At 70.2% G+C, this 13,890-nt stretch carries 10 protein-coding genes and 1 tRNA gene; 4 read left to right on the top strand and 7 right to left on the bottom strand.

Annotated features, from left to right (window positions below; genetic code table 11):
* Positions 1–66 precede the first annotated feature (66 nt).
* From CMC5_RS34510 to CMC5_RS34525, 4 genes are all read right to left on the bottom strand, one after another.
* Positions 67–1,161, bottom strand: a complete 1,095-nt coding sequence (locus tag CMC5_RS34510; protein ID WP_245677997.1) for an arginase family protein — start codon at positions 1,159–1,161, stop codon at positions 67–69.
* A gap of 165 nt (positions 1,162–1,326) precedes the next feature.
* The gene (locus CMC5_RS34515) at positions 1,327–1,587 is read right to left on the bottom strand and encodes a DUF4266 domain-containing protein (RefSeq protein ID WP_050434382.1); all 261 of its coding nucleotides are present in this window, start codon (positions 1,585–1,587) and stop codon (positions 1,327–1,329) included.
* 203 nt (positions 1,588–1,790) lie between these two features.
* Positions 1,791–1,863: transfer RNA gene (locus CMC5_RS34520), tRNA-Ala, on the bottom strand.
* A gap of 284 nt (positions 1,864–2,147) precedes the next feature.
* The gene (locus tag CMC5_RS34525; RefSeq protein WP_050434383.1) at positions 2,148–3,317 is read right to left on the bottom strand and encodes an acyl-CoA dehydrogenase family protein; all 1,170 of its coding nucleotides are present in this window, start codon (positions 3,315–3,317) and stop codon (positions 2,148–2,150) included.
* 282 nt (positions 3,318–3,599) lie between these two features.
* Between CMC5_RS34525 and CMC5_RS34530 the strand changes: the two genes are divergently transcribed.
* The 3 genes from CMC5_RS34530 to CMC5_RS34540 all read left to right on the top strand — a co-directional run bounded on the left by CMC5_RS34530 (position 3,600) and on the right by CMC5_RS34540 (position 6,439).
* Entirely contained in the window at positions 3,600–4,646 is a 1,047-nt protein-coding gene (locus tag CMC5_RS34530; RefSeq protein ID WP_050434384.1) for an ATP-grasp domain-containing protein, read from the top strand.
* A complete protein-coding gene (locus CMC5_RS34535) occupies positions 4,646–5,398 on the top strand; it encodes an enoyl-CoA hydratase/isomerase family protein (protein WP_245677999.1) in 753 nt (250 codons plus the stop codon). Before CMC5_RS34530 ends, CMC5_RS34535 begins: the two co-directional genes overlap by 1 nt.
* A 231-nt stretch (positions 5,399–5,629) precedes the next feature.
* On the top strand, positions 5,630–6,439 hold the full coding sequence (locus tag CMC5_RS34540) for a DUF4142 domain-containing protein (RefSeq protein ID WP_050434385.1): 810 nt from the start codon (positions 5,630–5,632) through the stop codon (positions 6,437–6,439).
* A 105-nt stretch (positions 6,440–6,544) separates the two neighbouring features.
* Here the strand turns inward: CMC5_RS34540 and CMC5_RS34545 are convergent, their stop codons facing one another.
* The 3 genes from CMC5_RS34545 to CMC5_RS45325 are packed head-to-tail and all read right to left on the bottom strand — an operon-like array spanning position 6,545 to position 10,999.
* Positions 6,545–8,263 carry a hypothetical protein gene (locus CMC5_RS34545; protein ID WP_050434386.1) on the bottom strand — a complete coding sequence of 573 codons (1,719 nt, stop codon included), beginning with the start codon at positions 8,261–8,263 and terminating at the stop codon, positions 6,545–6,547.
* A gap of 55 nt (positions 8,264–8,318) precedes the next feature.
* On the bottom strand, positions 8,319–9,242 hold the full coding sequence (locus CMC5_RS34550; protein ID WP_050434387.1) for a PEGA domain-containing protein: 924 nt from the start codon (positions 9,240–9,242) through the stop codon (positions 8,319–8,321).
* A complete protein-coding gene (locus CMC5_RS45325; protein ID WP_050434388.1) occupies positions 9,239–10,999 on the bottom strand; it encodes a serine/threonine-protein kinase in 1,761 nt (586 codons plus the stop codon). The genes CMC5_RS34550 and CMC5_RS45325 overlap by 4 nt, the downstream gene beginning before the upstream one ends.
* A 106-nt stretch (positions 11,000–11,105) precedes the next feature.
* Here CMC5_RS45325 and CMC5_RS34560 point away from each other — a divergent pair, with 106 nt between their 5' ends.
* Positions 11,106–13,298, top strand: a complete 2,193-nt coding sequence (locus tag CMC5_RS34560) for a DUF362 domain-containing protein (RefSeq protein WP_050434389.1) — start codon at positions 11,106–11,108, stop codon at positions 13,296–13,298.
* The last annotated feature ends 592 nt before the right edge of the window (positions 13,299–13,890 follow it).

Consider the following 13,890-nt stretch of genomic DNA (forward strand, 5'->3'; position numbering starts at 1 on the left):
TCCCTGCGGCGCCTGCGCCATCACAGCCCGCAGCCACCGCACCGACGCCGCCGCTCACGCGCTCGCTCACCCCATCGCCTCGCCCACCACCGCCTCGATCGTCGTCTTCAGGTAGCGCACCGCGAGCGCGAGCGTCCCCTGCCGACTCTCCGGCGTCTGCCCCAGCATCGGCGCCACTTCCATGATGTCGCCGCCGATCATGCCCACCTCACGCCCCAGGCGCCGGATCAGCTCGTCGACGAACTCCGGCGTCAGCCCATCCGGTTCCGGCGTGCCGGTCGCATCCGCAAAGGATTCATCCGTCCCATCGATGTCGTTCGAGAAGTAGACCCCGCGCACCCCCGTGCTTTTCACATGTGCCAGGATCGCATCGAGCGCCGCCGCAGGATCGGCCATGCACTCCGACGCCCAGAACTGCCGCACATCGTAGCGGGACTCCCAGTGCTCGCGCCCGTGACGCGACGCGCGCGTCCCCACCTGGGTCAGCTTCCCACCGCGGCCGAGCAGCTCGTTGGCGTGGTAGGACCACGTGGCGAAGCAGTCCCGGATCCCGAGCCGCTCCTCCAGCAAGTCGGTGTGCGCGTCCGGCTGCACGATGCCCCAGGGCTCGCGCCGCGCTCGCGCCAGCGCACGCGCGACCGGCAAGGCCGTCGAGTGATCCCCACCGAGCACGATCGGCGCCGCGGCCGGGTTGAGCTGGAAGACCAGATCCAGCGCCCGCTCCGTGATCGAGAGCGGCGAGACCGGCAAGGCCGACGCCGCCTCGGGTGACAGATCCGGGTACAGCGCCCGCCGGGTCGCCGCCTTCTGCTGCTCGGAGAGCATGTCGTCATGAAGGAGCTGGGGAACGACGAAGACATCCCCGATGTCCACGACCCGGTTCGCTTCGGCCCACGCTGGGTAGTCCGGGTGGGATTGGAGCAGCGTCGTCCGGATGGCCTGGGGAGCGAGGTTGGCCCCTCGGCGGTAGCCAGCCCCTACATCCGAAGGGACGCCGAGCACGATCGCCCGCGCCTCGCCGATGCGCTCCAACGTCTCGCACCAGCGGCGCTGAACCTCGGCTTCATCCGCCGCGCCATAGATCTTGCGCTGGATGGCGAGCTGCTCGGCTCGGCCCGTCGAGACGACGTACAGTCCCCCTGCTGCGGGACGGAGAAGCAAGGAGAGCTCTTCACGCGGCTGCATCCCCCCAGACTGCCGCGGGTGGGTTCGAGATGCCAGCGAGCGCGGCCCACGACCGGGACGCGCGCTCCCCTCCGCGCGAGAGGGTTCCTTACTTGCCCTCCCTGGCCAAGAGGCACGTGCGGCGCTTTTTCGGTCAGCTCGTCAGTTGCAGCCGCAACCGCTCCCGGCCCCTGCACTGCCGCCGATCGCGCCCTCGGTGATCGCCCGGAGATGAGCTTCCCCATGCCCCGTCTGCTCCGCGGCGGACATCGTGGGATGGGCGAGCTTGGCCCGCTCGTAAGGCGCCACGGGTGTCATGCAGCCAGAGGCCCCCATGAGCAACACGCCCGCGACCGCGAGCGTCACCACACGCCTGACAGGCACCACCGTCGCGAGCCAGTGTCCGAGGGGAGCGTTCTTCATCGCGCCCCCAGAATCACTGATCCGGGAAGCACCGACAAGCCCCAATCCCGGCAGCGCGAGGACTCGTCATGACGCCGCGCAGCAGGTCGGGAGACCTTGCTCGAAGCAGCGTTCATTTCTTCGTTTCACGATGGATCCACCGGCCCGCGAAGTGAGGAACACCTCGTCGTGCTCTGGTGAAAGGATCCACAACAGTGACGTTGTGGAGCTGAGGGGGATCGAACCCCTGACCTCCTGACTGCCAGTCAGGCGCTCTCCCAGCTGAGCTACAGCCCCGTCGATTGCGGGCGGGATATCTATAGTCTCTCGCCCGGTTTGTCTCTCTATTTTTTACACAATCGACATCGCCTCGACGATTCCCCCACGAAACCCGCCAAAGTCTCGCTTCCGCGGCGCTGCATCGGCGGGTCTCACCGCCCCTCAGAGGTCCGCCAGATCACGGCCCTGACCAGGGCACGCCTCCTGGCCAGGTCACTCCGCCCTGGAGGCAGCGGCCGCACCTCCCCGCTGCCCCGCGCCTGCCAGCGCTGTGACCCACCCCACGAGGGGCCCCTCTGGACTCACAGACCCATGAGCTTGGCCACGTAGTACTTCATCGTCTCCGTGGTCCCGCCGCCGATGCGCAGGAGGCGCTGGTCCCGCCAGGCGCGCGCGATGGGGTACTCCTCGATGTAGCCCCAGCCGCCGTGGAACTGCAGGCACGTGTCCATCACGTCGCTGGCCACGTCACCGGCCAGGATCTTGGCCATCGAGATGAGCTTCACCGCTTCGAGGCCGAGGGGCACGTTCTTCACGTAGCGCTCGTCGTTGTAGAGATCGACGCACTTGTAGACGAACGCCCGCGCAGCCTCGCACCGCGTGTACAGCTCGACGAACTTGTGCTGCCACACCTCGCGCTTGATGATCGGCTTGCCGAACGCCGTGCGCTCGCGCCCGTAGTTCACCGAGTAGTCGAGCGCCTTGAACGCGCCAGCGACGGCCCCGACCGCGGCGATCAAGCGTTCGGTCTGGAAGTTCTGCATCAGGTACATGAACCCCTGATCCTGCTCGCCGAGCAGGTAGCGCTTCGGCACCCGCACGTCCTCCAGGAACAGCTCCGCCGTGTCGGACGCCTTGTTGCCGATCTTCTTGAGCTTCTTCGAGACCTGAAAGCCCGGCAGGTTGGTGGGGACGAGGAAGAACGAACACCCGTGCGCGCCCTTGTCCGGCGACGTCTTCGCGAGCAGCGTCACGAAGTCGGCCCGCGTGCCGTTGGTGATGAACGTCTTCTGCCCGCTGATCAGGTAGTCGTCGCCGTCCTTGCGGGCGACGGTGAGGATGCCGGCGACGTCGCTTCCGGCGGCCGGCTCGGAGACCCCGAGCGAGGCGATCTTGTCGCCCGCGAGCGCCGGCTTGAGGAACTCCTCGATCTGCTCCCGGGTCCCGATGTCGCTGATCACCGGGGTGGCCATGTCACTCTGCACGAGCAGGCCCATGGACACGCCGGCCGAGTTGGAGTGGACCAGCTCCTCGGCCTTCGCGACGGAGTACCAGTAATCCCCGCCCGCGCCGCCGTTCTCCTCGGCGTAATGCGCCCCGAGGATGCCCAGTTCACCGGCCCGCTTGAAGACCGAGTTCGGGAAGCACTCGGATTCCTCCCACTCCTCGGCGTGCGGTGCGAGCTCCTTCTCTGCGAAGGCTCGGACGGTCTTCCTGAACTGCTCGTGTTCCTCGCTGAACGGCTGCCACATGCTCCCTCGCCTCCTTGGGGCCCGGGGGCTCTCCTCCACGCTCGCCCGCACGCGCGTTGCCGCGTCATGCCGAGGGCCGAGAAAGCCTCCCCGCGCTGGAGTCGGGCCTTGAGGGGCCGCGCAACGGAGGTGATTCGTACACGAAATATTCTCGGGCGCAAGAGGCAGGCCGCCGAACGGAGGGCAACTCCCGGGGTTCCACGCGGTCGACCCTGCTCCCTCGGGATGCGTCACCGAGCGTCTATGCCCCCGGCGTGCCCCCTCTGCTAGCCTCGGCGTCCCATGCGAGTCCTCGTGCTGTCGCGCAACGCGTCTCTCTACTCGACGAGCCGGATCGTGCTCGCGGCGCGCGCGCGTGGTCATGATGTGAGCATCATCGATCCGCTCGACTTCCAGATCGTCGTCTCTCGGGGCGGCCCCTCGGTGCTCGTCGGCGGCGCGGCCGTCCCGCGCTTCGACATCGTCATCCCTCGCATCGGCGCGAGCATCACCAACTACGGCCTCGCCGTGGTGCGCCAGTTCGACCTCATGGGCGTCCCCGTGCTGAACGGCGCGGTCTCCATCGCGCGAAGCCGCGACAAGCTCCGTGCCTTGCAGCTCCTCACCCGACGCAAGCTCGAGGTGCCCACCACCGTCTGCGCGCGCAGCCCGGCGGGCGTCGAGGCAGCGCTCGGCCTGGTGGGCGGCTGCCCGGCGATCATCAAGCTCCAGCAAGGAACGCAAGGCATCGGGACGATGATCGCCGAGACCCCTCAGGCGGTGCACTCGCTCCTCGAAACCTTCTGGGCCATGGGCCAGGACATCGTGCTCCAGGAGTACGTGCGCGAGTCCAAGGGACGCGACCTCCGCGTCATCGTGGTCGGCGGGCGCGTGATCGCGTGCATGCGCCGGGTCGCCAAGCCCGGCGAGTTCCGGTCGAACCTGCACCGCGGTGGAACGGGCGATGGCGTCCGCCTCCCGCGCACCTACCGCAGCGTCGCCATCCGCGCTGCGAAGGCCATGGGCCTCGAGGTCGCCGGCGTCGACATGCTCGAATCCAAGTCGGGCCCGAAGATCCTCGAAATCAACAGCTCTCCTGGCCTGGAAGGCGTGGAGCGCACCACCGGCATCGACGTCGCCGGCGCGATCATCTCGTACGCCGAGACCTACGCCGCGACGCACGGCCGCATCAGCCGCAAGCTCGTCGAGGCCCGCCTCAACGGCGTCATCCACGAGGAGCGGATGCCCCGTCGGATCGCGCTGGCCACCTCGCCCGAGGTGCGCACCGCGCGGCGCAAGGGCGCCGCCATGACCAACGGCTCGTCACGCGCAGGCAGAGCCGCCTCCTGATGCTGAAGGTCGAACCGTCCGGGAGCGTCGTCGTCCTGACCCTCGACCGACCGGAGCGACGCAACGCCATCGACCGGACCCTGGCCCGAGCGCTCGGCGAAGCCGTCCGGAAGGCCTCGAACGACGCCAGCGTGCGCGCCATCGTGCTCACGGCGGCCGGGGACGGTGTGTTCACTGCTGGCGGGGACATCCGGGAGATCGCACAGCTCACGCAGGACGGGGCCCCGGGCTCGGCGATCCTCGACGTGTTCCAGGATCTCGTCGCCCTCGAAGAGGGAGACGTCCCGATCATCGCAGCGGTGCATGGCGACGTCTTCGGCGGTGGCTGCGAGCTGCTCCTGCTCTGCGATTTCGTGCTCGTCGAGGAACAGGCCACCCTGGCGTTCCGGCACGCGCGGATGGGGTTGTCGCCCGCGTGGGGTGGCCTCCCTCGCCTGGTCGAGCGGGTCGGGCCGCTCCACGCCTCGCGCCTCCTGCTCACCGCCGAGCGCATCGGCGCCGCGGAGGCCTTCCGGATCGGGCTGGTCAACGAGGTCGTCCCTCGCGCAAGCTCACGCGCCAAGGCGCTGGCCCTCGCGGAAGAACTCTCCAGGGCCCCCCGCAGCAGCGTCGCCGCCTTGAAGCACGCTCTCCGCAAGGTGCGCGAAGAGGCGCGCGGACGCGGCCGAGAGATCGAGCGAGACGCCTTCACGCAGCGCTGGGGCGGTGCGGATCACCGCCACGCCCTCGACCAGTTCCTCCAGCGCAAGTAGCCCACCTCAGGGCAGGTGCTTCACACGCACGCCGGACGACCCCGACCGCGCTGACGGGTTCGGCTCAGACGTGCGTGCAGTCTCGGTCCTCGGCGGTTGGAGCGCCGGTTGCTTTGTCCTGGGCAAGTGTCGACGCAGAGGGCAGCGCACCGCGATCCGTCGCTCCGCGCCCCGCCCTCTGACGGCGGCGCCACCACACCAGACCAGCGACACACCAGCAGGAGGGGATCCATGTTGCGTCTCGGCACCCATCAGCGACTCGGCGCGCTCACGTTCACGGCCATCCTCGGTCTCCTCGCGCCACTCGGGTGCGTGGGCGACAGCGAGGGAGCAGGTGAAGACACCGCGCTGCCTGGAGAGCAGGCCACGCAAGCGGGCCCCGAGGAGCAGCGCAGCGCGCTCTCGCCCCACGGCGACGACAGCGCGCCGAGGAAGGCCGCGGATGCCGCCAGCGCGACGACCGTTGCGCGGGACAGGTTCGTCCGCTCCCTGCAAGACGGTGAGGACGCTGCGCTGGAGGGTTCACCGGACAGCGTCCCCGTCGAGAACGAGCCGGGCGCCGTCATCGCGTCGGACGGCGAGATCGCCAGCGTCCTGTGGACCTTCCACCGCGCCGAAGTCACCTACGGTCAGCAAGCCTGCCAGCACATGCAGATCCCCGAAGCCAGCGCGTTCGCCGAGGCGCTCGCCGCGCACCACATCCAGGCGTTCTTCCTGCAAGGGATGACGTTCCAGCAGAACGCCATCCCGGTGGTGAGCAGCAGGCAGACCGAGGCGTTCATCGACGCCATCGACATCCTGTTCTGGAAGGTCCGCTCGGCGACGCCCGAGCAGTACGACATCGCCTACGTCGAGGCGCAGATCGCAGCCCATACCAAGCTCCTCGACCTCATCGACGCCGAGCTGATGGCCGCCGTATCGGTCGACGCACTCCGCGCCGAGCTCAGCGCCGTCCGGTGGGCGACGGCGCATCACCTGACGCAGGCCGAGCAGCTCCACGACCAGCTCAAGGGCATGGTCGAAGAGCCCTCTGGCGGGTGAAGCCCACACCGAGCGGAGCGCGCTCGCAACGCGCGAACGGCGCTCCCGCCACGCCTCCGCTCATCGCTGGAGGCTCGGGTCCGCGGCGCCGGGCTTGCGCGCGACTCAGGGAGCGTCAGGCACGCACACGACGGTGGCGTAGGCACCGTTGGGCTTCAACGTCGGCGAGGGGTCGTCCTTGCGCCCCAGCCAGCTGAGCGCCACCCGCTCCCCGAGCACCGCCACATCGTACCGGCCCCGGGTCGCGAAGGCCTCGCTGACCGGCTTGGCCGGCACCAGGACCTGCCCCCCCTCGAGGCGTGCGACGTACACCTGGTTCGCCGTCGCCGTCTCCTTCGTGAAGAAGACCAGGGTGGCGCCCGAGGGCGTCACCACGGCCTGCGGGTCTGCATAGACGGCGCCATCGTCTGGAGACACCGCGACGGGCCCACTCTCTACATCTCCTCGCGCGCCGAGCTGCACGAACTGGATGCGTGACGGCGTCCCGCTCTCGTACAGCAGGCCGAGCCCTCGCGCATTCTTGAACAGGTGGCCCTGAGGGCACTCGCTGTGGATCACCTTCGGCGCAGTGTCGTTGCTGGCGTCATCCTTGAACGAAGCAAATGTGCACTTCCCCTCGCTGTCCTGCCAGGTGACCCCGAAGGACACACCATCCCAGGCGACGGCCGCCGACGAGCATCCCGAGCAGAGGAAGAGCTTGGCGACGTCCTGCTCCAGACCATCCGCGTGCGGCAGCAACAGATAGTGCGTGTCGTCCCCATCCCAGGTGTGCTGCACGAGCCCGTAGTGCTCACCGCTCCAGGGCATCTCGGTCGCAGCGATGCCCATCTCGCCAGGCCCCTGGGTCTTTCCATGGATCAGCGCGCCACTCGGAGCGACCTGGTGGAAGAACGTGGCCTTGCTCTCGGTCGCGATCCCGAGGCTCCCGTCTGCATAGCCCAGCGTATGCTTGTCGATCTCGCTCTCCGCACCGATCGGTGACGACGGCGAACCGACCGGACCCGACTCGTCCAGCTTCTGGAACCGCACGGCGTGCGAGAGATCGGCTTCGCCGGAGACCCACGACACGTAGGCGGCCCCCTCGGCGGTCACCAGGCGTGGCACGTGGACGGCATCACTCGCCAGAAGGACGGGAGGCAGCGAAGGGCACGGCTCGGGGCCGGCGTCCGGCGGCGCATCCGGCCCGGCGTCCGGCGTGCCAGGATCCGGGAGATCGCCGTCCTCGAGCGCGCTCTCGTCACAGACCCCCACGCACCGCTCGCTGGCGATCTCCGCGGTCCGGCAGCGGCCCTTCACGCACGTCTCGCTGTCCGGGCACTCCACCCCGAGGCAGGAGAGGCGCAGGTCGACGCGCATCTTCAGCTCCTCGTTGGGCGAGAAGCGGAGCTGACGCCGGGCGACGATGCAGTCCGACGGCATCGGGCTCACCAGACAGGCCTCGGTGGGCTCGCTCTCCAGCCGCGTCGCCACCGCGTAAGCGAGCTGCTTGTCGCTCTCGTCCGAGGGCGCGACCACGATGTCCCCCACCCGCCCTGGCGAGACGCAGCCGCGGCTCGTCGCCGAAGGCGCGCCCCCGATCAGGCCCGCGAGATCATCAGCGACGGTGAGCGACACCTCTGCCTCGCTGCTGCACTCCATCTCGGTGTAGATGTCGACGGAGATGGCCGTCGGCGAGGCGCACGAGCCGGCGCCCCCGAACACCGCGACCGCCGAGACGAGCCCGCCGACGGCCCCGATCCAGGCCAGCCTCCCGCGCGCTCGACGCCCTCGCGCGACGCTCCCCTGCCCCCTCGCGTGCTCTTCCGAGCGCACCAACGCCGCCATTCCCGCAGCGTAAAAGAGGGGCCAGGAGGGAGCAACCCACCCGGCCCGGCCTCGCTCAGAAGCGCACCACCCCTGGCGAGAAAGATCCGCTCGGAGGGGCACTCTCGGTCGTCACCGCCACGTACGTCACCACCGCGCCCGCCGCGACGACCCCCACCGCCGTCCAGAACCACCACTTCGCGTAGATCGGCGGGCGCTTCACGGGATCGACCATGAACTCCCGACGCTCCCCCGCCACGATCACGACCTGCGTCTTCGTCTCGTCGTGCCCGTCGGCGCTGACCACCAGCGCATGCCGCCCCGCTTGCAGCGACGCCTCCACCGGCACCGCGCCGACACCGCGCCCGTCCACCGTCACGCGCGCCCCGGGGACATGGCTCCGCACCACCAGCGTCCCCACCGTGGTCTTCCGCGTGAGCTTCGCCTCCACCACGTTCAGCGCCTCGTCGCCGCGCAGCTCCAGCTCTTGCTCGAACGGGTGGTAGCCATCGGCGAGGATCTCGACCGTCGCCGTGCCCGCGTTCAACGAGATCGGCGCCGCCAGCGGCGTCGTCCCGATCTCGCGCTTCGCGATCAGCACCCGCGCACCGGACACCGCGCAATCGACGCGCACGATCGCCACCTTCGCGCGGACCTCGGCGATCAGATCCTGAAGCCCCGGGACCCGCGCCCGCGTCGCGGCGGGCGCCTCGCTCTGGAACCTGCGCAGCGCGTCGAGCGCATCCGGATAGCGCGCCAGGAACTGGAGCGCGCGCCCCCGGTTGTAGTGCAGCACCGGGTCCGAGCTCGCCGCGTAGGCCGCGTCGTACGAGGCGAGCGCGTCCTCGTACTGCTTGTTCCGCATGTGCTCGTCGCCGGCTTGCTTGAGCTGCGGGGCCTGCGACTTGGTTCCGGACTGCGCGTGGACCACCGGCACCGCGCCGAGGAGCAGCGACGCCGAGAGGAGAAGACTCGTCAGACGGAGGCCAGTCGATCTCACAGGAAATCCGGACGGGCCACGGGTGCTGGCGCCGGTCGTCGAGGGGTCGTCGACCCCGAGGTGTCGCGGGGCTGGCTGGGTGCCGCCGCGGCCCCCGTGCTCTTCACGCCACTCCCTGCAGCCGATGCGGGTGTCGCCCCGGTCCCGGGCGAACTCCCGGCCGCAGCGCCCCCTCGCCCCGTGAGTGCGCCCGGCCCAGCGGCCTGCGGCGTGACCTTCGCAGGCGTGACCCCACCCGCCGCAGCCGCCCCCTGGCCAGGCGACGTCTCCCCGGGAGTCCCGGGCGCCCCGCCGTGCATCACCGCCGCCGAGGTCTCCCCGGCCGGCTCCGTCCCCCGGGCGCGCGCATCGCCAGGGACCGCATCCCCCGCGCTGCGCTGGGCCCCGAGCGCCGCGTCGTCCTGCAGCGCCCCCGTGGAGGCACCGGCGCTGTGCCACGCCGCAGCGCCTCCCCCCACCAGGACGATCGCTGCGAGCACCGCCACGACCCCACCGATGCGCCGCGGCCGACGAGCCCGCGGAAACTCATGCCCCCCTGCGCTCTCTCTGGAGACCGGCAGAGGCTCGACCTGCGGCGCGTGCGACGCCGACGCCGGCGGCATCGACCTCGGCGACCCCGGCGACCCCGGCGACCCCGGCGACCCCGGCGACCCCGACGCCGACCGGGCCGACGCCCCCGCCGACCCCACCGACGAGCGGGCCGACGACGACCGGGCCGACGCCGACCCCGGCGAAGCATCCTCCCCGCCGACCGCCGCCATCGCCTCCACCAGCGCATCGGCGGCCCCCTTCGCGGCCGTCGCACCAGCCACCTCGATGCGCCCCACCAGCGCGTCCCGGCGCGCCAGCGTCTCGCTCCCCACCTCTTGCACCCACGCGCCGATCTCGGCGGCGCTCGCCGGCTCCGTCGCCTGCTCGATGGCCATGGCCATCTCCAGCGCCGAACCGAAGCGGCTCGCCGGGTCCGTCGCCACCGCCCGCATCACCACCGCGTCGAGCGCCTCGGGGACGTCGGGCTGCACCGCGCTCGGTGGCACGATCTTCTGCGTCAGCACCGACATCATGAGCTGAAGCTCGTTCTCCCCCTCGAACAGGTGCTTGTTCGCCAGGGCCTCCCAGAGCACCACCCCCGCCGCGTAGATGTCCGACTGCCGCGTCACCCGGCCGTTCATCTGCTCGGGCGCCGCGTACCCGACCTTGCCCTTCAGCTCCCCTTCCCGGGTGCTCTGCAGCCGCACCGACGCCTTCGCCACCCCGAAGTCGGCGACCCGCGAGAGCCCGTCCGCGCCCACCAGAATGTTGTGGGGCGACACGTCCCGGTGCACCAGCTCCAGCAGCGTCCCCCCCTCGTCGCGCGACTCGTGCGCCGCGTGCAGCCCCCGGAGCGCCTGCGCGATCACCGCCGCCACCACGCGCCGCGGCGGCACCTCGGACGACCGCTGGTGCGCCCGCAGCAGCCCGGAGAGCGACTCCCCGCGCACGTACTCCATCACGAGGAGCAGCTCCCCGTCCGCGTTCACCACGTCCAGCGTCGGCGCCACGTTCGGGTGCTGGATGCGCGACGCCAGCCGCGCCTCGTCCAGGAACATCGCCACGCACTGCGGATCGTCGGCGAGCTGGGGGTGCATCCGCTTGATCGCCACGATCCGGCCGAACCCCGCGACGCCACACAGGCGCCCCAGATGCACCGATCCCATGCCACCCCTGGCGATGGCATCGTACACCTCGTATCGACCGACGTTGAGCAGCGGACGCAAACGGAGTTCCCCTCGAAACCGTGCGGATCGTAGACGCCCCGACCATCGTTGCCAACCCTCACCCCGAACCCCTCGGCGCACGAAAGCACCGTGATAGTGTGCGAGGGTGCGCCATTCCCCCCTGCATGGCCCCCTCCTGGCCCTGGCGCTCGGAGCGTGCTCCGACCCCTCCCCGCCTCCATCTCCCGCCACCTCCACGGCGGCCACGCACGCCGATCCTGCGGCAAATACCGCCTCATCCGCCCTTCTCGCAGACCCTCTCGCCGAGCCGGATGCCATCGCGCATGCATCCCCTCCAGCCAGCCAGGGCGAGCCTCATCCAGGGGATGCGGGCAGCCTCGACGCCGCCAGCGCCTCGCTCCTCGACGACGCAGGCACCGGCGATGCTGGCCTCGTCCCCACCGGCCCGAGCCTCATCACCGACGCGAGCATCGACGGCACCGCCCTGCGCAAGCGCCACAGCGAGCGCCTGAAGCAAGACCTCACCCCCGTCCACGTCCTGCAAGGCGGCACCCCGCGCGAGCTCGGCAAACGCCTCTGCGAGGCCGCCGTCCCGCACCGACCCGCGGCGACGCCCATCCTCCTCAAGCCCAACCTCTGCGGCTTCGACTCCATCAAGGACCCCAGGAAATCCGGCGGCGACGACGGCGTCCGCGGCCGCACCACCGACCCCGAGTTCACGCGCGGCGTGATCCAGTGCCTCAAGGAGCGAGGCCACCAGGCCATCACCCTCGCCGAGGGCTGCGGCCACAGCCACGAGCACTGGCTGGAGCTGATGGACCTCAACGGCTACGCCGCCCTCGCCCGCGACGAAGGCGTGCGCCTCGTGGCCATGGACGACGACGGCGTCTTCGACACGCAAGGCGACCGCCCCGGCCAGCCCCTCGCCATCCGCGGCATCGGCGCGACCCTCGTCCCCACCTTGCTCATGCCGCGCGTGCTCGCCGAGCACCTCGATCGCGGCCTCTTCATCTCCTTGCCCAAGATCAAGGCCCACCGCTTCAGCGTCATCTCCGTCGCCCTCAAGAACATGCAAGGCGTCGTCATGCTCTCCGACGCCCTCCCCGCGTACCGGCAGAAGTGGCGCATGCACCGCGAGCTGAACGAGTACATCCAGCAGCGCCGCGCGAAAGAACCCGAGGACCGCAAGCTCTACGTCGACGCCCTCCGCGCCTTCTCCGAGCGCATGATCGACGTCCTGGAGATCGCGTCCCCCGACGTCGTCCTCGCCGAAGGCGCCCCGGCCATGGGCGGCGACGGCTTCCAGCACCTCCAGCCGAGCGCCGAGAGCGTGGCGATCGGCGGCACCAACCCCGTGCGCGTCGACCGCGCCGCCGCCGCCTTTCTCGGCCTCTGGAACCACCCACGCCTCGCCGCCGAGCTGCGGGGCAGCCGGACCTCCCCGCTCCTCGAAGCCGCCGCCCGACGCTTCAAGCTCGACCTCACGACGATCCAGCTCACCGGCGACGGCGCCGATCTCCTCCTGAAGGCCCCCCGCATCGCCCACTACAAGGCCATGGCCCCCTTCGCCATCCACGAGGCCGCCCCTCCCTCGGCCACGCCCAGCGCCACCACCACCTCGGTCACCGCGACGCCCTCGACCTCACCCGACACCGTCACCGCTCATCACGGCACGCCCCCCGCCTCGCCCAGCACCGCACCGGGCGACAGGCCGACCGCGCACGCCTCTCCCCTCGGTCACGCTTCCCTCACCCTCGACGGGCGAGCCGACGACGACGCCTGGGCCCGCGCCACCCCCGTCGCGTGGGACACCGACACCTCGGGCGCCTCGACCGGGATCCGCACCACCGCGCGGTTCCTCTGGTCGAGCGAGGCCTTGCACGTCCTCTTCGAGCTGTCCGGCACAGGCCTCTTCACCGATCGCGCACGCCCCATCGGCACCGAGCGTCAGAAGCTCTTCGAAGAGGACTGCGTCGAGCTGTTCCTCACCCCGGACCCCACCGCTCCACGACGCTACGTCGAGGTGGAGCTCGGCCCCTTCGGACACTTCCTCGACCTCACCGTCGACCTCGACACGCGCAAGTACGACACCACCTGGTCGAGCGGCCTGCGCCTCGCCACCACGCAGAACCCGAGCGCGCGCCAGGCGATCGTCGAGGCCTCCCTGACCGCTCCCGAGATCGTCCGCGCCCTGAAAGCCGGCGCCCGCTTGCCCATGGGCCTCTTCCGCATGGAGGGCCGCTCCCCCCGGCAGTACCTGTCCTGGAGCCCAGCCCGGACCCCGAAGCCCAACTTCCACATCCCCTCCGCCTTCGGAACGCTGGTCCTCGACCCCTGAGCCCCCGAAACCGACGCTCAGCGCACATCTCACCACGCCCTCTCAGCGCACATCCCGCCGCCCCAACCCCGGCGCGGGTGCCGAGACCTGGTGAGGACGATGACAAGAGGTCCCTACGCTTCGGGAAGAGCCATGGCGTCAGCTGGGCGATGGCAGAGGGAGAAACGTCCAAACTGCATTCCGCCACAAAGAAAGGAGGTCGGAGCGTTCCAGGAGGCCTTTGCTGGTGCGGTAACGAGACCAGGGAACGGTCCGGGGGTCCTTTACTGGTGCAGTAACGAGACCAGGAAACGGTCCAGGGGTCCTTTGCTGGTGCAGTAACGAGACCAGGGAACGCTCCGGGGGTCCTTTGCTGGTGCAGTAACGAGACCAGGGAACGCTCCGGGGGTCCTTTGCTGGTGCAGTAACGAGACCAGGGAACGGTCCGGGGGGTCCTTTACTGGTGCAGTAACGAGACCAGGGAACGGTCCAGGGGTCCTTTACTGGTGCAGTAACGAGACCAGGGAACGGTCCGATGGCATTTCGCTGCCGCCCCCCGTCGAGGGGGCTTCGGCGATCCATGGTCCACGGGCGGCCGACATGCCGCTGGAAT

Origin of the sequence: Chondromyces crocatus, assembly GCF_001189295.1 — a bacterium.
Lineage (GTDB): Bacteria > Myxococcota_A > Polyangia > Polyangiales > Polyangiaceae > Chondromyces > Chondromyces crocatus.